This is a genomic window from Metabacillus litoralis, from assembly GCF_003667825.1.
Lineage (GTDB): Bacteria > Bacillota > Bacilli > Bacillales > Bacillaceae > Metabacillus > Metabacillus litoralis_B.
In genome coordinates, this window is the sequence record NZ_CP033043.1 from 1548877 (window position 1) to 1569201 (window position 20325).

At 31.6% G+C, this 20325-nt stretch carries 24 protein-coding genes and 1 pseudogene; 6 read left to right on the plus strand and 19 right to left on the minus strand.

Annotated features, from left to right (window positions below; all coding sequences use genetic code 11):
- Positions 1–98: 98 nt before the first annotated feature.
- Positions 99–539, plus strand: coding sequence for a LytTR family DNA-binding domain-containing protein (locus D9842_RS07265; RefSeq protein ID WP_162987347.1), 441 nt, complete (start codon positions 99–101; stop codon positions 537–539).
- Positions 536–949, plus strand: a complete 414-nt coding sequence (locus tag D9842_RS07270; protein WP_121661952.1) for a hypothetical protein — start codon at positions 536–538, stop codon at positions 947–949. Before D9842_RS07265 ends, D9842_RS07270 begins: the two co-directional genes overlap by 4 nt.
- A gap of 191 nt (positions 950–1140) precedes the next feature.
- Here the strand turns inward: D9842_RS07270 and D9842_RS07275 are convergent, their stop codons facing one another.
- The 3 genes from D9842_RS07275 to D9842_RS07285 all read right to left on the minus strand — a co-directional run bounded on the left by D9842_RS07275 (position 1141) and on the right by D9842_RS07285 (position 3451).
- A complete protein-coding gene (locus D9842_RS07275; RefSeq protein WP_121661953.1) occupies positions 1141–2106 on the minus strand; it encodes a quinone oxidoreductase family protein in 966 nt (321 codons plus the stop codon).
- Between the two features lie 122 nt (positions 2107–2228).
- A complete protein-coding gene (locus tag D9842_RS07280; RefSeq protein ID WP_121661954.1) occupies positions 2229–2654 on the minus strand; it encodes an erythromycin esterase family protein in 426 nt (141 codons plus the stop codon).
- Positions 2615–3451, minus strand: a complete 837-nt coding sequence (locus tag D9842_RS07285) for an erythromycin esterase family protein (protein ID WP_121661955.1) — start codon at positions 3449–3451, stop codon at positions 2615–2617. The genes D9842_RS07280 and D9842_RS07285 overlap by 40 nt, the downstream gene beginning before the upstream one ends.
- A 359-nt stretch (positions 3452–3810) precedes the next feature.
- On the opposite strand from D9842_RS07285, the gene D9842_RS25745 reads away from it, so the two are divergent.
- On the plus strand, positions 3811–3963 hold the full coding sequence (locus D9842_RS25745; RefSeq protein ID WP_162987349.1) for a hypothetical protein: 153 nt from the start codon (positions 3811–3813) through the stop codon (positions 3961–3963).
- A 38-nt stretch (positions 3964–4001) separates the two neighbouring features.
- Here the strand turns inward: D9842_RS25745 and D9842_RS07290 are convergent, their stop codons facing one another.
- The 9 genes from D9842_RS07290 to D9842_RS07335 all read right to left on the minus strand — a co-directional run bounded on the left by D9842_RS07290 (position 4002) and on the right by D9842_RS07335 (position 10587).
- Complete coding sequence (locus D9842_RS07290) at positions 4002–4991, minus strand: phosphotransferase (protein ID WP_121661956.1); 990 nt, start codon at positions 4989–4991, stop codon at positions 4002–4004.
- A gap of 175 nt (positions 4992–5166) precedes the next feature.
- Positions 5167–5682 carry an HXXEE domain-containing protein gene (locus D9842_RS07295; RefSeq protein WP_121661957.1) on the minus strand — a complete coding sequence of 172 codons (516 nt, stop codon included), beginning with the start codon at positions 5680–5682 and terminating at the stop codon, positions 5167–5169.
- A gap of 49 nt (positions 5683–5731) precedes the next feature.
- Positions 5732–6226 carry a GNAT family N-acetyltransferase gene (locus D9842_RS07300; RefSeq protein ID WP_121661958.1) on the minus strand — a complete coding sequence of 165 codons (495 nt, stop codon included), beginning with the start codon at positions 6224–6226 and terminating at the stop codon, positions 5732–5734.
- A 164-nt stretch (positions 6227–6390) separates the two neighbouring features.
- Positions 6391–6585: a DUF6366 family protein gene (locus D9842_RS07305; protein ID WP_121661959.1), complete on the minus strand. Its 195-nt coding sequence runs from the start codon at positions 6583–6585 to the stop codon at positions 6391–6393.
- Positions 6586–6688: 103 nt separating this feature from the next.
- Positions 6689–6961 (minus strand): hypothetical protein, encoded by a 273-nt coding sequence (locus tag D9842_RS07310; RefSeq protein ID WP_162987350.1) that lies wholly within the window; start codon positions 6959–6961, stop codon positions 6689–6691.
- A gap of 201 nt (positions 6962–7162) precedes the next feature.
- The gene (locus D9842_RS07315) at positions 7163–8044 is read right to left on the minus strand and encodes a TIGR01777 family oxidoreductase (RefSeq protein ID WP_121661960.1); all 882 of its coding nucleotides are present in this window, start codon (positions 8042–8044) and stop codon (positions 7163–7165) included.
- Between the two features lie 492 nt (positions 8045–8536).
- Entirely contained in the window at positions 8537–8779 is a 243-nt protein-coding gene (locus D9842_RS07325) for a hypothetical protein (RefSeq protein WP_121661962.1), read from the minus strand.
- Between the two features lie 132 nt (positions 8780–8911).
- Positions 8912–10024, minus strand: a complete 1113-nt coding sequence (locus D9842_RS07330; protein ID WP_121661963.1) for a DUF4179 domain-containing protein — start codon at positions 10022–10024, stop codon at positions 8912–8914.
- Complete coding sequence (locus tag D9842_RS07335; protein ID WP_121661964.1) at positions 10021–10587, minus strand: sigma-70 family RNA polymerase sigma factor; 567 nt, start codon at positions 10585–10587, stop codon at positions 10021–10023. Before D9842_RS07335 ends, D9842_RS07330 begins: the two co-directional genes overlap by 4 nt.
- 449 nt (positions 10588–11036) lie before the next feature.
- Here D9842_RS07335 and D9842_RS07340 point away from each other — a divergent pair, with 449 nt between their 5' ends.
- Positions 11037–11459 carry an HXXEE domain-containing protein gene (locus tag D9842_RS07340; RefSeq protein WP_257535999.1) on the plus strand — a complete coding sequence of 141 codons (423 nt, stop codon included), beginning with the start codon at positions 11037–11039 and terminating at the stop codon, positions 11457–11459.
- Between the two features lie 115 nt (positions 11460–11574).
- Here D9842_RS07340 and D9842_RS07345 read toward each other — a convergent pair whose 3' ends face one another.
- From D9842_RS07345 to D9842_RS07375, 7 genes and pseudogenes are all read right to left on the minus strand, one after another.
- Positions 11575–12027: a hypothetical protein gene (locus tag D9842_RS07345; protein WP_121661965.1), complete on the minus strand. Its 453-nt coding sequence runs from the start codon at positions 12025–12027 to the stop codon at positions 11575–11577.
- A 231-nt stretch (positions 12028–12258) separates the two neighbouring features.
- Positions 12259–12930 (minus strand): hypothetical protein, encoded by a 672-nt coding sequence (locus tag D9842_RS07350; RefSeq protein ID WP_121661966.1) that lies wholly within the window; start codon positions 12928–12930, stop codon positions 12259–12261.
- Positions 12931–12961: 31 nt separating this feature from the next.
- Positions 12962–13150, minus strand: a complete 189-nt coding sequence (locus D9842_RS26245; protein ID WP_257536000.1) for a hypothetical protein — start codon at positions 13148–13150, stop codon at positions 12962–12964.
- A gap of 33 nt (positions 13151–13183) precedes the next feature.
- A complete protein-coding gene (locus D9842_RS26250; protein ID WP_257536001.1) occupies positions 13184–13384 on the minus strand; it encodes a hypothetical protein in 201 nt (66 codons plus the stop codon).
- A gap of 890 nt (positions 13385–14274) precedes the next feature.
- Positions 14275–14673: pseudogene (locus D9842_RS26255) on the minus strand (hypothetical protein).
- A gap of 77 nt (positions 14674–14750) precedes the next feature.
- Positions 14751–15761, minus strand: coding sequence for a DUF3231 family protein (locus D9842_RS07370; protein WP_121661968.1), 1011 nt, complete (start codon positions 15759–15761; stop codon positions 14751–14753).
- Between the two features lie 174 nt (positions 15762–15935).
- Positions 15936–16454 (minus strand): CBO0543 family protein, encoded by a 519-nt coding sequence (locus tag D9842_RS07375; RefSeq protein ID WP_121664979.1) that lies wholly within the window; start codon positions 16452–16454, stop codon positions 15936–15938.
- A gap of 1129 nt (positions 16455–17583) precedes the next feature.
- Between D9842_RS07375 and D9842_RS07380 the strand changes: the two genes are divergently transcribed.
- Positions 17584–18060, plus strand: coding sequence for a hypothetical protein (locus D9842_RS07380; RefSeq protein ID WP_121661969.1), 477 nt, complete (start codon positions 17584–17586; stop codon positions 18058–18060).
- Between the two features lie 1750 nt (positions 18061–19810).
- On the plus strand, positions 19811–20185 hold the full coding sequence (locus tag D9842_RS07385) for a hypothetical protein (protein ID WP_162987351.1): 375 nt from the start codon (positions 19811–19813) through the stop codon (positions 20183–20185).
- Positions 20186–20325: the final 140 nt, after the last annotated feature.

Here is a 20325-nt window from a genome sequence, read left to right on the forward strand (position 1 = left end):
ATCTGTATGCAACAAAAGTAGTTTTTTTGTAACAAAACAAGAAAATATATCCATTACATCATATGATTGTTATTCTTGTAATTAGAAAGGAGGCAAATATGAAATTAAACTTTATTTGGGATAAGGAACGTGCCATTGATGAAGTTGAGATTATAGCAAATCCAGTTAATAAAGAGAAGCTATTTTCACTTAAAGATGGATTAAGTTCAAACACCACTTTACATGTTCAGAATCCTAAGAACCATAGAAAACTTACTATAGATATTCAACAAGTTGAAGTGATTCACTCTCTAGGACACTTATCTAAACTAGCTTTAGTTAATAATGAAGAATATCTGCTACAGAAGCGACTAAAAGAGTTACGAGCATTAGAGGCAAATGGACTTTATAGAATAAACAATTCAACTATTTTAAACCTCTCTCAAGTTACATCTTTTAGGTCTGGTGACTTTGCAAGATTAGAGGTATTTACAAAAAGCAATAAAAAATATTTAGTTAGTAGGCATTATGCAAAATTGATAAAGGAGAGATTAGCATGATAACTCATTTAAGACAAAGTTTTACCCAAACAGCATTAGGAAGTATTTTATGGGTGTTTTTATTAAGTACGATCGTATATCAAGGGCTGGATATACCATTTCATTATGTGTGGAATTTAATTTCGATCGGTGTGATTTCAGGAATAATATTCGGTATTATTTACCCTTATTTATGGGGGTATGCAACTTTTAAGGCACAAACGAATATTATCTTGAGTACATTAATAAATTCATTTGGTAGTTTATTAGCTGTATATTTATTTTCAACTGACATGTTTCATTTAATAAAAGGATATACATTATTATTTATTCTATTAACCTTAGTAGGACATATTATTGCATTTTATTTCTATTCAAAATACCAGAATAAAAAATTAGCAAACACTCTGAATAAATTTTCGAAAAAATAATCTAATCTTCCTTTTTCAATCGTCATTTCTATAAACAATCTCATGACAGAATTCATCTTTCACGAAGAATTCTGTCTAATTTTCCTATCACTTCGGGGAACAACGTTATCCTATCCATTCAACCTTAAAATCCTTTGTAAACTAACGGACCAGTTAGGAAAAGAAGTTTACTAGGAAGATTCTCTTAATCATTAAAATTTAAGTAAAACTTTCCCTTCATAATTACGGCTTTCAATTAATTTATGTGCTGCGGCTGCATCTTTTAAATGAAATATTTCTGCTATCGGGAGTGAAAGCTGTTTTGAATTAAATAGTTCTATTACTTTTTCTGCAACTGGTGCCAATCGTAATGGATTATGTTTTCTAGTTGTACCTAAGCTAAATCCTTTAATATTTCGACAACTACTGTGAACATCACTTGTTTTAATAAGACCTGTTTTCCCACTACTATTTCCAAATTGCACAAGAGTGCCATATAATGCTAAGCAATCTAAGCTCTTGCTTGTAACATCACCAGCGACCGAATCAAAGATAATGTTCGCACCTTGATTATTTGTTATCTTAAATACTTCCTCTACAAATGTTTCATAAGTACAAACAATACTAGCCCCTAATTTCTTTACATAATTTTCTTTGTCTTTCTTACCAACTGTTCCAATAATATGCTGTACACCTGATAATCTAGCTAATTGCACAAGCATCGAACCTACTCCACCAGCAGCACTATGTATCACAATGGTGTCTGTTTTTTTCACTTGTCCAATTTCATGTAAAAGCATATACGATAAGATTGATACAGTCGGCATTGCAGCAGCCTGTTCAAAAGAAAGAGTGTCAGGAATTTTAAACACTAATTTTTCATTTGCACTCACATATTCTGCATATGAACCACCTTTTGGAAAAGCAATAACACGGTCTCCTATTGAAAAAGGTGAATCCGGAGCAACCTCTACAATTGTCCCTGCAGTATCTAAACCCAATATTAAAGGGAAATTTCCTTTTCCTTTATTTCCAATTCTTTTTTTAATATCGGCATAATTCACACTTGTATATGCTACTTTTATTAAACATTCTGCATCTCCAATTTTAGGTATTTCAATTTCCGAATATGAAAGTACATCTGCATCACCAAATTCACTTTGAATGATAGCTTTCATTTTTAATCCCCCTAGTATTTTACCTTTAATGAACGATCTAACTCTAAGTATCTACAGTGCAGTAACCATGATCTGTTGTCTTATTAGTACCGTTTGTAAAAGATCAATTAACATTTCTCCTATTATTCAAACCGCTTTAAATAATTTGGAGAGGACACTTCCCGAATAAAAATTATTGCATCATAGTGATATTGTGGAAAAATAACCATTGGAGAAAGACCCAAAAATCCAGATTCCAATAACCTCCATTTTCTATTGAACCACATTTTTCTATCGGTACTTTGACATTGTACATTCAATGGAAGAAATAAGTCTGATTCTGATGTTTCATAAAGTAATGACTCTAAATGATGATAATGATTTTTTTTCATACTATCTATCTCTAATTCAACACGTAATTGTGTTGCAAATTCACCACTCCCAGCATAAAGACCAATTGCATAAAAGTCTTCAGGGTACTTTCTTTGTAGCCAATACCCAACAGATTTAATTCCTAATAATTTTGCAGTCAGGGGTCGTTTTTTCGTATATGAAAATTGTGAGCCCATACAATGATTTTCTCATTTTTATAGTAGTAATTCATAAGCCATTCTAAATTCTGAAACATATTAAATCCTCTTTGAATTCCAGAGGAAAGATAACCTTTTAAATTCACCTGTAACCATTGCAACCTATTTTGCATCCCCCGTTGAATTAATAGAAGCATCCTTTGTTTTTCGTGATTCGTGCAGTTTTTAAGTTTGATATCTATTAATTTTAATACACCTTCATATTCTTGAATAACAGCCTTCATTCTCTTTTTTAAAGGTTTTGTTACCTTTACCAACATTTCAGAGTCCAATTCAAAATATAGTTCTTCAACTCTTCTGATTGATTCATATAGCTCATAATCCGTATTAATTTTTATCCAATCTAACATATGTTTAGATGTTAAAGGATAAGTAGGCTGGGGATCCATTCCACTTAGTTTTATAGATTGAGCCCATTCCTCAGAAAACAGTGGTTTCATTTCTTCATTATGGTAAATATCCAATAAGCTACTTTGGATTCGTTTCTCAGGGGATTCGTCGCTTAAAAATTGTTTGCACAGAGCTGCTTCTAAAAGTCCGCTTTCAAGTACAACAACGTTAAACCCGTGATATTGATGTAAATAACGGATTACATCATTTTTGATTGTGAAATAGTCCGCTATTCCGTGTGAATTTTCACCAAGAAGAATAATTCGCTTATCTTTTATAAAGCGGTCTATAAATGAAAAGTCATTATTTGTGTTTATTTCAAAAGCAGTTCTTTTAATTTGTTCTTTCCAACGACTTCTCGTATTTTCTCTGAAAAAATTCATCATTTACTTCCCCATTTTAAAATTACTGCATTGTTTAATATTCATGAAATTTACTATAACTCACCTAAATTATTGTATTCTATTATCTTTGTTTATAACTTAAAGTGATAAAGATAAAGGTTCTAACTATTCTCAAAAGCTTAATTTCACGATCCAGTCTTTTTACATATTCATCTATTACTTCATCACGATTCCTACCATCATTTTTCATTCTTTTTGAATTGGGTGTGATTTAATTTATTTGTGCTACGTTATTGAATAAATTGTTAGTCTTCCAACTGTAAATTTATGTTAAAATGAGACTTAGAAAAAGTAATAATATCAAACTTGTTAATAGTGTGTTCATAGAGGGGTAATGAAAATTGAAAAAATTGTCTACGTTAGTTTTAATTTTTGTATTTTTAATAGGCTGTTCAGGAAATAAAGGAAAGTTTGAATTCGTAGGAAATTCCATGCTACCAACTATTAAAAACCAACAAACAGTAATTGTTGATTTGAATTATATGCTATATTGAATCGATTAGATAATCGGTATTATTTATTAGAGTAAAAACTATATGTCCCCTAACATGGAATCTAACTCTTTAAAATTTTCTGCAAGCCATAGCATTTCCTTTGCAAATCGTTTTGGAGGTCCTTTATGCTGATCCATGCTTGAATTTATCCACCATGTACTTTCCATAAACCATAACATTTTTAATGAGCTGATTATGAACCCTTTTTCAAGAAAACGTTGCTCACTGTATCCTTCTATAAATGCCTCAACAAGAGGAACATTAAAGTTATTTTCATCTAAGGCACCTGATATAACTGCTCTTGCAACATCAAGCTGTGGATAGTCATATTTCATTCGATCAAAATCTAAAACAGCACTTACTTTTTTCTCTTCAAACAATAAATTGTCTACCCAGAGATCACGGTGTGCCCAACCCGTTTCATTAAGTTTAAAATCTCCTAAATTTATAGTTTCTGTTACTTTATATTGTGTCTCTAATATCGGTAACAAATCCGATTTGCCAGTATTATTTACATGATTCCAAACAGATTCCCAATGAGTTAAACGCTCCTCACGACTTGGGGGGATAAATTCAGGATAACGCTTACCGCTAAGTGTACCGTCATTTAACAGTTGATGCATATTCCCTGTTACTCGTCCTAAATCATACATTTGATGAACATTTAATTTTCCTGGAGGGATTACAGTCCCCTTACAGTAATCCATTAACATAAAGAGTTCGCCCTTCTCCGATACAATAAGAAACTGACCTTCATGTGAATAAAGCTTAGGACATGGAAGACCTCTACTATGTAATCGCATTTGTTGAGAGAAAGCTAGTAATAATTCTTCATGATGATACAGTTTGTATCTTTCCTTGTTGAATTGCTTGATTAAAAAAACACCAGAATCTGTTGTTATTTTCCACTTTAAATTTAACCAACCACGTTTTATAGGAGTTGCATCTAATACTTTAAATCCAAAATAACAATTACAAGTATTAATAAGATCGTTTAATACCGCTTCTTCTGTTATGACAAAATCCATGTTTCATCTCCTAGAATTTCTTTCTAAATACTTCAATATTTCTTTTCTTTATTGCCACTGCACAATCTGTCCTTAACCGGAAAAAAGCACCTACCTAGTTCCAGCAGTGCTTTTATTGTTGAAAATTATATATATTGCAATATTCCAATTAGGACACCCGTTATGCAATAAACAATTATATTATGCTTGTTGAAATATAAAGTGCCATTAGCGCAAGAGGTGCTTGGGCAATAAACCCTACTACTAGATAGCTTAGAATTCTTATTTTAGTCATTACTCTTTCAGAAATAAGAAACTTAGCCGTAAAAAACGAGTAAGGAATTAAAATCAATGATGATGTAATGATGCCTGGAACATAATCTTTGAAGAAAAAGAATTGCAGTATATGACCGATACCATTTGCTAAAAGAATTCCAGGTACTAAGAATGCAAGGAAAGTAGTTGGTTTCATGCCAATAAACCTGTTGCCATAGAATGCTTTATAACAGCCTATTGAAGCGAAAAGCCATAGTAAAGTAAACGCAAATGAAAATTCCAAAGTTGTTACACTAAAGGGTATTATATTTGAATTTTCTTCAAGAAATTTCTCAACTGTTAGGATCTCTTCAATATCATGAATTAAATACAATGGAGGGAAAAGTATTAAAAACCTTCTAAACTTTGATACATTATATTCTGTATTTGTTTTCATGCTTTTTCCACTTGTCTTTATTTTATTCGATACCAGTGAAGAACCCTCCTTAATAAGACCAATAAAGCTTTTTATCTGTCGTATTAATTAAGGAAAATCCAATTTTTTTTAAAACTCTTTGGGAAGATAAATTATCAGGATCACAAGTTGCTACTATCTTTTTAACATTTGGTTGAGATAATCCCCATTCGACCATCGCTTTTCCAATTTCAGTAGCATATCCTTTCCCTTGGTAGTTTGGCACAATACTATATCCTATATCAATAATCCCCTCTTCGTTTGGTCCACCTTTAAATCCCATATCACCTATAATTGTGTTATCTTTCTTATTAATAATTATTCCTTCCCATTCATTCTCATCAGGAAATCTTTGAAATCTCTCAATCTTATAAGCAAAAAATTGTCTATAGACTTCCATAGGATAACCTTCTGCTATATTATATGGAACGATCTTTTCTAGTTCACTTTTACTTATTGATAAAGCCTCCATCATCTGAACTGTAAAAGTAACTAACTTAAGTCTGTTTGTTTCTACAAATGGCAAAATATATCCCCCCGTGGTTAAAAATTTTGTTTTATATTGTACTTAATCTAAGGTTTAACACAACTAATCATTAAAATCCTTTATTGTCACACAACATAAAAAAGTGTATTACTCGTTCATAAATCTCTTTGTTTGTTGAAGGTCCTTTCATCATCGAATGCCTGTTAGCGAAAGAATATGGTATAAATTATTAATCCTATTATTAATACTAGAATAAGAATACCAGTTCCTTTCCAGCCTAAACCAACAACTAAATCAGACAATCCTCCACCGTGAACACTTCCAACAGAATTTCTTTTTAATTCTTTTTGTCGCATTCTCTCTCTTCTTTTCTCAGGATGTTCTCTTTCTTCACTCATATTGTCCCCTCCCTCTTATAGTTACGAAAAACAACACAAGTAGTTTCATAGTTCTTTATATAACACTTGCACAATTTAGCAGGAAAAATAATATTAAAAATTTTTAATTACGGTTACCAGGAACCTTTATTCCGATCAAGAAAGAAATTATCCCAAATACGATTAAAGTGAAACTAAGAATGCCATACACTCCACCTTCAAATCCCCTGATTTGAGTAATACTTATATAAAAGATAATAATTGCCGCTACACTTAATAGGATTCCAGGCAAGATTCTTATAAACATTGGATAGTCTCGTTTTCCGAAACACCACGCAACCAAAAGAATAATAAGACTTGGTATTAATGCCGCTATAAAAGGTATTAAAAAGAACATAAATTGTCCCCTTTTAAATTTTTTTACAGATTGATTTGTTAAATTAATCTATCAATTCGTTTAAATTTATTTGTTCATAAAGCCCTTCCCATTTTACCATATATATCCTATTTATTATCAGAATTTACTTATGAAATAAAAAAAGAGCATATCCTTATTGAATAAAGAATACGCCTCCCACAGTTGTAGAACATCAAAATTTCACAAAATGTCTTGTAACGTCTTATCAAGAGTGCCAAAGGTAAACGTGTAACCTTCACGTTCTAACCGTTCTGGAAGAACCCACCGACTTTTTAATACCAACTCTGTTTCAGTTTTAATTAGCATTGAGCCAATCTCCAACATCCATTTGGGTGATGGTATACCGAATGGAACATTCATGGTTTTTCTTAGTTCTTGCATCAATTTACGATTACTAACAGGTTGTGGTGAAGAGCAATTAAATACACCACTTAAATCTTCTCTGTCTTTCAAAAAGAGAACGATTTGAAACAAATCCTCGACATGTATCCAACTAAACTTTTGGTTACCCGTTCCCTGAATACCTCCAAGTCCAAATTTCACTAAATTTCGATAAGGTATAATGACTCCGCCGTTTTTACCTAATACAATAGCTATGCGTAATGCGATTTGTCTCGTTTTTGGTAAGTCAAAGGAAAAGAAGGTTTTCTCCCAGTTTGTTGCAACATCCACTGAGAATCCAGAACCAATCTCCCCATTTTCCTCTGTCATGGGACGATCTTCTGCGTGTCGATAAATGGTTGCCGTACTGGAGTTCATCCAAATCTTAGGTGGATTATTACATGCCTGTATAGATTCTCCAAGGATTGTAGTGGTCCTAATCCTTGAATTCATAATTTCATTCTTATTTGCTTCATTGTATCTACAATTCACAGATTTTCCAGCAAGATTAATAAGAAGTTCACTATCCTCTAATGCCCCTATAATCCCTTTTTGATCTTCCCAAGAAATATGTTGTTTTTGCCTTGATATAATAGATACCTTATATCCTAATTCCTTAAATTTTTCATGAAAATATTCACCGATGAAGCCTGTTCCCCCTGCTAAAACTACTTTTTTCATAGTATTACTCCAATCTACTTTAAAATCTCACTAAATCTTATAATTGATTCTTGAATGGCAGTCATTGAAATCTACCTAATATATTTTTTGTATAAAAATGTACATATAACAATTATAAAAGTTATAATTATGGAGAATTTTAAATTCATAAATATAAACTCTGAAAAAGGAGTTGTTTCGACTGAACCCATACCATTTACATCCTTAGTATGTTTTTCCCTTTGTATCAATACTAACATGAAAGAGAATGATATAAAGAATGAGTATATTGCAGTTTTAACTAAAGTCTTTTCCACGTTACCACCCCTAGACATCACTAATCCTCTTCCTAATTTTAACATAACATAGAGTACGTTAGCTTAACTTATGGCTTATTTATGAAAATCCACGTTTTCTTGTTCATGATGAACAATTCTATTGTTGAAGATTGTTGTTAAACTAACTAGCCCTTTAACCCTTAACGACTCATTAATAGTCGATTATGCTCATATCTTAGAAAATAGTATCGATCTCAATTAAATTCCATATTTCCGTAATCAGTTTCCCATCAAGCTTTACTTTTAGAAGTAAGTCTTCCATATCTTTCCCTATCATTTCGCTGTCGGCATCATTGAGTTTCCAGAACATAAATTTACCTGTTCCACAACCTATATAGTATTCTTCCTCTCTGTAAATAAAATGAATCTCTCTTCCCATACTTAAATCTTCAAGAAATTCCTCATACCTATATATCATAAATTTGAATCCCCTTTTTCGACCAAATAAGAAAAGCTGTACACATGACAGCTCTTTCATTAATGCGCTTCTATTGCTGAGCAAAACTTAAGGAATGATCTTTAAAATAGACCAGTTTTTCCATATATTATGTTAACTCCCTAGTTCAATAACAATATCATCTAATACAAATTCTTCTTTCCCCTTACCAGGTTTCTTTGGAATTGGAATTTCTCTATGTTCACCACTTTCGGTTATTTCGACAGCACCAAAATTTTCAGAAGTATATTCCCTAAAGGTGATGTGTGGAGTTATAATCAGTTTCGAAGCTTTTTCGTCTAATTTTTCAAATGTTTTACTCCAACTAATATTATATCCATCACTATCACCTGACCCTCCATTACCTTCACCCGAATAACGATTTCCTAGGTCATCTTTCACTTGTATCTCTACGTCTACGCCATGCCATGTGTTTCTGATCTTCTCAGAAACTATTTGCTCATAATAGACAATAAAGGACATCGGTGTGATAGATATTTCACCAACATTTACTTGTACTCCATTCCCCTCTACGCTATGATCACTTATTTTTTTCGTATTGCTTTCCGTTGCATCTAAAGAAAGTGCAAAACTCCAATTCCCTTTAACTTCTTCCTCCTTTTCTTGATTAGTTATACTTTCAATATTCAAGTTTACTTTTACTTTATCTTCATTCTTAAGATTCATGCTACTAGCCGTTATAAGACCGACATAGTGATTTTCGTCTAACTTTGATATGGTTGAGCTACCTGCCTGTCCTGTTGAGCCCTTTATGTCTAGGTCTCCAAAAATGTAAGGATCATTTCCTAAATCTCGATCACTTTCAATTGAATATGTTACAGACACAGTTTTGCCATCATAAATAGCGTCATTTATCGTAACGCTAATCCCTTTACTTTTTTCTGTTATATTTAACTCAGTAGAATATTCCTTATAATTATCATAGAGGCCAGTTCTTCCGTTATCCAAAAATCTAAAAATGTCTCCTATGACAGGAATATTGCCAGCATAGGCAGGGAAGGTTAATCCGAATGCTGAAGCCGATAAGCCGACGATCATCGCTGCTGCAGTAATATTCCGTTTCCATCCCTTCATTTTTTTCTTCTGATTTAATGATTTTTTTAGCGTCTTTTTTACTCTTGCCTTTTCAAATTCACTAACTTCCATCTCCTCAAATTCATTTTCGTCTATGTCTATATCATTTAATAATTCATAAATATCCTTCACAATATACTACCTCCTAAATTAAGATTCGTAGCTTTGCTATTTAGTTTCTTTTTCCCTCTATAAATTCGATTATCTATCGCAGTATTGGATAGCCCTAGTTTTTTAGATATATCCTCGGTATTTAAACCTAGAAAGAATTTCATAATAAAAATATCTCGATCCATAGGCTCTAAGATATTTAATAACTTGATAAGTTCCGTTTTGTTTTCGACCATAATAAGTTGATCTTCTACTGATTTTTCAGGATTTAAATCCATATAATCTGAGGTGAATTCCACTTTCTTACTAGACTTTCTGTAGTAATCAATCGCTTTAAACTTAGCAATTGCACAAATCCACTTTTTGAAATCTGTCGAATCTCCATGGAATTTCTTTGAATTGTTCCATATTGAAAGAAAAATATCGTTTATACATTCTTCTATGGCTCCTTCATTCTCAACTTGGGATAGAATTTTATATGTTATCCCTTTAATTAGTGGTAAATATTTATCAACTATAAACTCTAATGCGTCTTCTTGCTGCCGTTGTAATCGCTGTATAAAATTTTTATCATTTGACTTCATGTACAATTCCCCTTATTTTTTTGTAAAAGCTTTTACACCTTATACAACGTATTGAAATTGTTTTTCTCTCATATTTACAATAAATAATTTTGTCAGTCCATCATAGTTCCAAAAAAGAAATCAACTACTGAGAATTTCTATTAAAAAGCAAATAGAGGCACTTGTTGAATAATACAAATAAAAAGTCGATTCCATTTGGAAACCGACTTTTTATGCTGAATATGCTTTAAAGTAAAAAAATTTATAAGTTGAAGATACCATTTTTAGAAAATAAATTGTCTAGTTCCTTTAAATGGTCCTTAAATAAATAAGCCTGCCCTATTTCAAGAACAGCGCTTTTATTGTTGGAGATTGTTTCTTTACTTTATTAGTTAAGTGAGTACTAAAATAACCTAAAATATACCAAATAGTGTTATTATAAAAATGTATACTTATTTTGGAGGCTAAACATGATGTTCTCATTAGAAATTCATAATGCAATTTGGCTTTTTTTAGTCATATTTATGTTACATGATTTTGAAGAAATAATTAGTGTTGAAAGTTGGTCTAAGAAAACCTCGAATCTAGTTGAAAGCAATGATAGTCGCCTAAAGAAGTTAATTTGGAGCTTCTGGAATATTAATTCACATTCTTTTGCTAAGAGAGATGTAGTAATATTTTTAGTTGCCTCAACTATCGTGTTCATAAAGGTACAATTCATTGAAAGTGAATGGGTAGCAATCTTATTTATGATTTTTTTGTGTTTTGTATTATTACATAACCTTGTTCATATCTTACAGACCCTTATTTTGAAAACTTATACTCCTGTTCTCTACACGGCAATTGGACTAGTTACACCCTATACTATTTATTTATTTTACAGATTAGTATAGTTTGTCAGCTTTTTTCAGAAAAATAGATACATATCCTTTTTTCAAGAACAGCGCTTTTTGTTGAAGATCCCTATTAAACTAAAATCCAGTTAGTTTAACAAGAAACTCCAGTTATTTAATTTTCATCTGGCTTTTCATCAAGAACCCATTGAATTTCAGCCTCGAAATCTAACTGAAGGACAGGATTGGGAAAACTTCCTGGGACAAACTCTAGGTCTTCTGAAAAACCAAATATGAAATTCTTTATTTCTATAGTATTAGTCTCATTCCATTTGGACGATGTACTCAATTCTCCCTCTAACACTCTGCCTACTAAATGATAATGTCCCGTATATAATCTTCTCATAGTTTCTATGGTTGGGAATTGAGAAAGATGTGCTGGCATAGCAGGGTCGATTCCTAGCTTATTGAATACATCTGCTACTGAAGAATCTAAATGCTTGCAGGCATCGACAAAATTATTGCAGTATAGACAGCTACATACATTTATACCTTCCTTATAGAACTCTCGTGTCTTAATAATATCAACTTCTAATAACCAATTTGCTAATCTAATCTGCTGTAGCACTACAACACCTCTTCCTTTATAAACCCCATTAATATAAATTATCTATTAATATCTTCATCACAAGTCCTTCTTAGACTATCCTGCCCTTTAACTTAATTAAGTAAAGCTGCCACAAATGGCAGCTCTTTCTCTAATGCTCTTTGATTTTGAAAGATTTATTATACTTTGGAACTGCTTATGATTACTCTTAAGGCTAAAAGACCACTGATATACTGGATTTTTTCATCTGAATTAATTAGATTGACTTCTTCTTAACAAACCTCTGAATAGTGTTAAATGAGAAAACGGGTCAACCTCATCTTCACTCGGACTATACATCTCTTTATCATGATAAGGTAGTGTGATTTTTCGCCAATTAATATTATTCTCTGGATCTCCTGGCAAACATGAGATGAACAAATCATACCCTTCACCATCACTTGTTGAAGCACCAAGCCTTCCTTCACCATATTGAATAGCCTTGTCAATTATATCTCTCAATTCTATAAGTGCTGCTTTATTTCCAACTATTATTGCATCATCATGCCAACATTTCTGTCCAAAAATATGTAAAGTAGGAAACTCTATATAACCCCCCTTTTTTTCTGCGATCACTTTTAAGAACTTAGGAATAAGAGTTTCATGAGACATGTCAGTTGTAAAAACATCCAGCTCTGATTGACATTGTCCAAAAATTTCTTCAAATTGCTGAATAAAAGGTGTCACTTCCACAAATAAAATAAGAGCATCCTTAATGAAATATGTACGCACCATCGTATCTTGTTTTTCATAACAAGCAAATGTCACGGTTGGAGACAATTCCTCGTACTCAACCCTTCTAATTTTAAATTGTTTTCTCTTCCCCATGTTAGAGGGTATAGAAATGCTAGTGTCTATACCAACGAATAATGTTGTATGATCCATAAATCTTACCCCTTCATTTTTAAAAAATTCACTAAATTTCCTCTTGATAAATTTCCAACTTTATAGGAATTATTCCTAAAGGTATATTAAACTCCTTAAGACTTTCAATATGTTTAAAGAAATCATCAATACCTTCAAAATCCATAGACCACTCTTCTACCTTTAACTTCTTTAATTCCTTTGTTGGTTTAAATAGAAATTCACAGTGCAGTTGTTCCAAATGAGAATATTCACCTTCTCGATATACACTAAATTAACGTACAAAATCGAAATGAAATAATTTCTCTCCAGTAAAATTATAAATACCACACTGAAATAATAGTTCTCTTTCTTCTTCGCCCTCAACTGACTCTTTTGAAAAAGCTTTAAAAGCTTCCCAGACATTTTTTATATCAACGGTACCTTCGCCAATCTTAGTTTTAAGGTAGCTTTCGGCATTCATAACGGTAATCATAGGATCCCCTCCTCTTTACAATACATCATTTTCAAGGCATGATCGACCTAAAAAATTATTTAATAATAGCATACTTTATTTTTACGTAATTGATTAACAGAAGTAATTAGCTGGCTTTATTTCCCCTTTTAAAATCGCCATTAATAGTTGATTCCCCATGTATTACAGCGTTCTCAATAAATAATTCTGTAAGATCCTTTATATCTTTCTTCACTTCATTCTCATCTCCCAGATTAAGTAGCTAAAAAAGTGAATCCCCATTAGAGTTTGTTAAATTGGTTCTTACCTATAAAATAAGTAATTAAAAAGTGAACTAGCCCAATAGTAAATAACAATATTATAAATATAGGAACGAATATAAATAGAGGTAATACGCTATATTGAATGACCCATAAGACTAATAAAAAGAGCATAATAATACCTAAGTATATGGTAGTTCTAATGTTTCTAACGAGAAGTAGTATAGACATTATTGAACTGAAAAATAAAACTCCACCAGTTAGAAAAAGGACGCTCCTAATCATGTCTAACAGAGGAATATATTCTAGGTCATGTATCGGCAAATTAGCTAAACAAATCGTGAAAGAGAAAAATAATGATAAAAGCAGCCAACTCCAGAAAAAGTACTTTCTCACACGGCACCTCTAACTCAAAAATGATCTTTAATAAAATATATTAATAACCAATGCAGATGTGCATGGAAATATTTTGTATTGTTCATACTCGTGTTTTTATTGTTGAAGATATTAATAAAGGAATTAAAATTGCTACTTAACATGAAAAAGCACTTTCCTTTATTCAAGATAAGCGCTTAATTGCTGAAAATCACTATTTTCTTCTAAAACTAACTTTCCCACTTTGGTTTAAGTGTAATTTTTTACAATCTTATATTAAAATCCTTGCTTCTTGTTTAGTATTGTTTTTAAAGTAAAGCCAATTAACAACCCAGGAATAACACAAAGCATTGGAAACCATACTGGCCCAATAATATTCCAAAAAGTCTCACATGTGCTGAATACATAATTCCAACTGTCACAAGGAATGCTGAACTAACAAAGGGAGGATACGAGTAAGGATTTTTCCCCCACCTGCTTCTTTAAATGCATCCCACATGGCAAAGAAGTATAAACAGGGATAAAACATAAGCCATTGATAATTTGTTTGAGAAACTGTCCCTTCTATATTTCCAATAAAACTCAAACGGATAATTTCATTAAAGTTTGCCATTACGTTTATACCAATTTCTAATCCAATAAATAAAATGCTTTAAGAAGCCGACCATTTAATATTTAAGAAAAGCCAGTTAAGGCAATACTCCACAAAATACTTTCAATTATTTTATCTTTATTTTTCATCTCACTTTTTATCATTTGTTTTTTGCCAAGTCTTCATGGTCTGTTGCTAGAGGGGGCTGTTCCATCCATCCATTGTCTATTAATATATTCATACCGTCCTCAGCTAGTAATCCAATTTCTGCAATCATTTTTGCAAAATCAACTGATAAATCCTTTCTTTGACACATTGACATTGCCTCACCATAATAACCAATGGCAGAAGAAAGTAAGGTAGATATATGAAACATCATAAGCTTATCAGAGAAAGGGGAAATTATTGAATCTGTAACCTCTGTTTCAAATGTTCTAGGGATGTGTAAATTCTCTTCAATTAACATTGAACTTAGCATTTTAAAGTGTTTGTTGCATAGATCCCTAGACCTTTCCATAAATTTTCTAACCTCTTTAGATTTAGCTACTTGACTGAACCCTAATTCTAGGACAGTTTTTGTCAGTGTTTTCTGCAAGTTAAGATAAATACCGCTAATTTCTACTGCACTTATAGGTCTACGTTTACCTAACCAGCCTTTTATAAAATCTTGTTTCTTTATAAACTCAACATTCTGATGATTGTTTAAACTAGGTGGTTTGCTAATAATTCCTTTCTCCGTAAGAACTTTAGTCGCCATATCATGTAATTCCAACGTTTCTGAAATAACACCTTTTAAGTATTTCCTCTGATCCTCTCGAACAACATTACCTATTGCACCTGCATATCTAGTCAGACCATGAACAGCCATGATATGAAGGTAAACAATAATATATGTGTCAGTAAATAAAGGAGGTGCTTCAACAGTAACATCTTCATCTGTAAATCCCTTAGGTGTTGGGTAACCCTCTTTTGCTAAAAAAACTTCAACTTTCTGAAGGTGTCTTTCAGTTAGTGCAAGGGCATATTGTAACACCTGAATAATATCTTTATCCTTAACATGATTAAGAAAATAGAGAAACATACAACGGGCTAAGCTGTCATTTATATATTGTGTCCACAGGTTTGCAAGTTCAGATGCACTTATCTTGTCTTTATGGTCGCTGGTTTCCATTTCTATACCTCCTGTAATTTGTCTAAAATAGTTAATCCGAATGTACCTTTTTTATTATCAAATATATCGGCAGATTTTTTTAAAAAAAGTAATTAAGGAAGCTCCTTTATTCCCTATTGCACTATCCTGCGCAACATCTAGGCTTCCGCTTATTAACTTTAAAGCATTTTCTGATCAACCAGTTTCAATACTACCTTTAATATTTTGAACAAACTCTTCTTTGAAAAACCAACGATAAAACAATCTTGATGAATAATTTGTTAGACCTATAGTTATAAAACTCCAATACCACTTCCATTTTATATATTTAATAAGATTCGTGTACCGTTCTACAAGAACCTCCCCAAATGTAAGTATTCCTGAATGAAAAATGATATAGAAAAATTTCATTAATCTATTCTTATTTTCAGGATAATTCATATTAAAAATTGCACACATAGAAGGATAAATAAAGTATTCAAACGAAAAACTTGATTTGTTGGCTTTACTAAAAAACCTAACTGGATATTTAATAAGTCCCTTTTCAACCACAAGTAAACCAAACACCCACGTGACAGTCTGCTTATATAAAAACGCCAAAATCCCATGCCTTATCTTATCTTTAGGAATAAATCGAAATAGTAGCCCAATAGTCGCTAACCAAAATAACTTTAAGATAACCCTGTCTTTGAAGGCGTGTTTTGATTTACGCATAATAACAATTCCCTTCCAGTCTTTGTACATATATATCAAAAGGAATTTGTTCCTTTAACTGAGTTTTTTAATTAATTTCTTCCAGCACCCTGTCATTGACACAACCTTAAAGCCAAACCAATTCCTTTGCGTTTTTACATTCTCATTCTTTTGTAGTCGATCAAGTAGTCTTTTTACAGAAGAATTATGCTTACAACCTAACTCGCTTAATTCGTATGGTAAATTCACTTCATAAGCAAATAAAAGAAATAAGAGAAACTGGTAGTAGGTGTCACATTATATTTCCTTCCTTTTTCAGTCCACTTATTTCCCTATATACAACGCTCTAATTATTAACTGTATTTGTTGTTTAACCAATAAATTCAAGACATATCACCCTCACTTGTATTTGCAATTACTTACACAAGTGTTATTTTCTTCAATAATTTCCTCCATATTCATTGCGTCCAAATAAGTGAAAATTCCTTTTAAAACAAATGGAGTAGTTCAAAAAAACAAAACATCTTCTCTTTATTGAACAAGGCGCTTCGTTCGAAAATCACTATTTATTTTAAACAGCGTAGCTGAATAAGAACATCTTATAAGGAGCTTTTTATACTTCTTAGTGAAGGATTCTGTTATAATTCACAGCAAGGTAATAAATAATGAAGATTTCACTTACTCTTTCTGGTGGGTTTGCTCTAATTGAGTTAGAGGGTGTCTTTGTTGATCAAGATTTTTGTTCATGAAATATATAAAAAGCTTACCAACAATTTAGAAGGTAAGAGAATAATTAATCATTTATTATTTGCTAAATTATTTACTATGTATTTTGTTTGAATTGTAGAATATACGACACCTAACAAAGTCAATATGATTCCACTTACTAAAGAAGCTTTCTTCTGCTTTCTAAGAGAATATACTGTAAAAAGATAATGTGTTCCTGTGCAAATTATCATAGCAGGTATTAAGAATATAGACTTCATCTCACGCCCTCGCCTTATCAATAATATTCCAAATCCATCAGGTTCTATCCATTTATTCGTAGTTACTTAAAAATCCCTCTCCAACTTTTTAAAGACCTTTTTTCATAAATATTATAAATTTTGGAAATACTACTTACTATAATCATTTTTGGTTGGAGGTTCTTATGAATTATAAAAAGGTAGCTTCTTTATGTATGTTAATTCTCCCTTGGGTAAGTGTGCCTCTTTTAGGTAAAAAATCTTTTGTCCGTTATTTACCTCCTGCGACCTTTGCGAGCTTATCTATGATTATTCTTAGCCTAATTGCAAATAGGAATAATTGGTGGAAAAATAGGAACCCATTATTTCCAAAAACCCCCATAGATTTCACATATATTTTAGGAGCTCATTTTGTGACGACACTATGGGTATTCACACTAACATTTGGGTCATTTCCTTTATATTTAATAACAAACATAATTCTAGATTGTATTAACGCTTTCCCTTTTGCAGGCTTATGGAAAAGACTTGGCTTTTTTAAATTTAAAAGAATGAGCCCCTCCATTTATTGGCTTATAACAGTACTTTTAGCAATCTTCCTATATTTTTATCAGCACACCCTTGAAAAAGTTGTTTTTAACACAAATTCTTCAGGATATTAAGTCCCTATATTTATAAGTTGTAAGGATATATTTCATATTTCCTTACTTTTTTATTTCTACTTCGCTTTTTAAGCGAAATCTACAGTATGAATGGTCTTCAAATTTTTTTTATCTCCTCTACATACCTTGTATTAGGGGGTGTTTAAAATAAAAGCAAGAAGCATTTTTGCATGTATCGGTATCTCTTTAGTGACTTATGCCCTATTGGATTTTAACGATGAAACTCAAGTCTTTCACAATGTAATTTGTTCTTTTTTAGGTCTTATAACATTGGGTTTGAGCCACAGATTTCTAAAATAAACAGAGTTAATTGCTAATCATTTATGACGCATTTTAGGTCTACTACGTAATAAAAGAGTTACTCTACATTATAACCTTTAACATGAAAAAGCTCTTATCTGTTCAAGTAACGGGTTCGGTTTCCGAATACAAAAACTAAATTAGCAAGCTAATAAGCAGTCCTATTCGCTACTGAATAAGACTGCTTATTTTTATTGATATATATGGGGTTTAATTAAATGGAAGGTAACTAGGCCCAGAATTCCGAACCACTTTTAATATGGTGACATAAGTATTTGTCAGCATAAAAATTCGCAAGCTCATTGCTATTCCAAATGGTGTGCTAAAAATGATTTTAACTACCAGGGGGGATGATAGGCGGATAAATAAAGCAGATTATCCTTAATTGAGTAACCAATAGTATATAAATAAGCGGAGTTTTTCCGGTTAGAATGAAGAATGGAAATCAGTTTGGAGATATAAGCGGAATTTCTCCGGTTAAGCAATGTAAAATGGTCCATTTTTGTCTTTTTCGATTAAATAGGCGGAATCTTTCCGTCTATTTAATCTATTTTTCATGTTATTTTCTCAATAAGGGGAATTTCTCCGCTTATTTAGTAGCTTATTTCCTGGCGATTCTTGAAGTTTTATAAATTGCTTAATCGGGTACTAATCTTGTATAAAAAATGCTTGGAGCATCTCCAAGCATTTTTCTTTGCTGATTTACTTGTTATAATGCTTTTTAATCATAGTGCGAATTACTATACGAAAAGCAATGTTAATTTGTATTTTGTACTTCAAAACAGAACCTGTTACTGTTCAAGATAAGTGCTTTAAATTGTTAAAGATCATTATTAAACTAAAGCGCATTGTTTTGCTGAGGATTGTACTTGAACTAAACAACCCTTTAGCTGAATAAAACCATTTATTTCTTACATTTAGGAATTCAGTCCCCCCACAATATGGCCTTGTAGTAAAATTCGTTAAATTCGTAATCCTCTCCAGATACTACAACATTATTTCCTAATTAAAGAGGTCCATTAACAACTCATAGAAAAAATAGTCTAATTTAAATTCAATCGATGGTCGTATTAAACATACTTTATGAAGTTTATCTAATTGGTAATACCTATAATTGAATGAATATGTCATATAAGTGAACACAAAAGGAGGAAAAAAATGATTATGTTTTTACATGATATTTATTTACTAATAAATTAATATCATAGATGCGATGATACTAACCGAAAAAAATATATTAAAAATGAGATATTGATTTTAAGCAGAGTAATTAAACAATAAGACTTTGCTTCATAAACGTATAAATGAATTCCAAACACACAAGATAAAGATAAATGATGAGTTATGTGATTGGAGTGCATATTTTATGAATAAATTTTTTATGTTTTCTTCATTAGTTCTTCCTTGGTTAACCTTATTTTTTACAAATTCAATAAATAGAAAAAAGTATATGCCAGTAACTATCTTCACTTCACTATTAATGACAATTATTTTTCAAATAGCTTATACATATAAATGGTGGACAATTCAAGAACAAATTGTTCCCTGGGGCTATATGATTGATGTTAGTTTTGCATATGGCATATTTACTGTTGGAACTTTTTGGATCTTTAGTTACACTTCACACAATTTCATTTTGTACGTAATTGTTAATTTTATAGCTGATTCATTCATGGCATATATTGCACTCCCATTATTAGGCGTACTAGGTATAGCGAAATACGAGAATATCTCTCCTACGCAATATTTATTTGTAATGTTTGCGCTGTCTTTTATTATTTATGGTTACCATCAGTGGCAAAAGAAAATTTTTGTAGATAATTAGCTTTTGTCCATTTTAATCAATATGTGCTTATAATACTAAAGCAAGAGTAAGCTATTGATGTTCTCTTGAATACATGGTGATCTTTAATCTTCAAAAATTACTTCGCCACAAATCATCTTTACTTTCCTCTGACACTATTT

What these genes read in the sequence shown, in the direction of transcription:
- D9842_RS07265 (WP_162987347.1), top strand. Translation starts at nt 99, where the DNA reads ATGAAATTAAACTTTATTTGGGATAAGGAACGTGCCATTGATGAAGTT.
- D9842_RS07270 (WP_121661952.1), top strand. Translation starts at nt 536, where the DNA reads ATGATAACTCATTTAAGACAAAGTTTTACCCAAACAGCATTAGGAAGT.
- D9842_RS07275 (WP_121661953.1), bottom strand. Translation starts at nt 2,106, where the DNA reads ATGAAAGCTATCATTCAAAGTGAATTTGGTGATGCAGATGTACTTTCA.
- D9842_RS07280 (WP_121661954.1), bottom strand. Translation starts at nt 2,654, where the DNA reads ATGGGCTCACAATTTTCATATACGAAAAAACGACCCCTGACTGCAAAA.
- D9842_RS07285 (WP_121661955.1), bottom strand. Translation starts at nt 3,451, where the DNA reads ATGATGAATTTTTTCAGAGAAAATACGAGAAGTCGTTGGAAAGAACAA.
- D9842_RS07290 (WP_121661956.1), bottom strand. Translation starts at nt 4,991, where the DNA reads ATGGATTTTGTCATAACAGAAGAAGCGGTATTAAACGATCTTATTAAT.
- D9842_RS07295 (WP_121661957.1), bottom strand. Translation starts at nt 5,682, where the DNA reads ATGAAAACAAATACAGAATATAATGTATCAAAGTTTAGAAGGTTTTTA.
- D9842_RS07305 (WP_121661959.1), bottom strand. Translation starts at nt 6,585, where the DNA reads ATGAGTGAAGAAAGAGAACATCCTGAGAAAAGAAGAGAGAGAATGCGA.
- D9842_RS07310 (WP_162987350.1), bottom strand. Translation starts at nt 6,961, where the DNA reads ATGTTCTTTTTAATACCTTTTATAGCGGCATTAATACCAAGTCTTATT.
- D9842_RS07315 (WP_121661960.1), bottom strand. Translation starts at nt 8,044, where the DNA reads ATGAAAAAAGTAGTTTTAGCAGGGGGAACAGGCTTCATCGGTGAATAT.
- D9842_RS07325 (WP_121661962.1), bottom strand. Translation starts at nt 8,779, where the DNA reads ATGATATATAGGTATGAGGAATTTCTTGAAGATTTAAGTATGGGAAGA.
- D9842_RS07335 (WP_121661964.1), bottom strand. Translation starts at nt 10,587, where the DNA reads ATGAAGTCAAATGATAAAAATTTTATACAGCGATTACAACGGCAGCAA.
- D9842_RS07340 (WP_257535999.1), top strand. Translation starts at nt 11,037, where the DNA reads ATGATGTTCTCATTAGAAATTCATAATGCAATTTGGCTTTTTTTAGTC.
- D9842_RS07350 (WP_121661966.1), bottom strand. Translation starts at nt 12,930, where the DNA reads ATGGATCATACAACATTATTCGTTGGTATAGACACTAGCATTTCTATA.
- D9842_RS26250 (WP_257536001.1), bottom strand. Translation starts at nt 13,384, where the DNA reads ATGATTACCGTTATGAATGCCGAAAGCTACCTTAAAACTAAGATTGGC.
- D9842_RS07370 (WP_121661968.1), bottom strand. Translation starts at nt 15,761, where the DNA reads ATGGAAACCAGCGACCATAAAGACAAGATAAGTGCATCTGAACTTGCA.
- D9842_RS07375 (WP_121664979.1), bottom strand. Translation starts at nt 16,454, where the DNA reads ATGCGTAAATCAAAACACGCCTTCAAAGACAGGGTTATCTTAAAGTTA.
- D9842_RS07380 (WP_121661969.1), top strand. Translation starts at nt 17,584, where the DNA reads ATGAATTATAAAAAGGTAGCTTCTTTATGTATGTTAATTCTCCCTTGG.
- D9842_RS07385 (WP_162987351.1), top strand. Translation starts at nt 19,811, where the DNA reads ATGCCAGTAACTATCTTCACTTCACTATTAATGACAATTATTTTTCAA.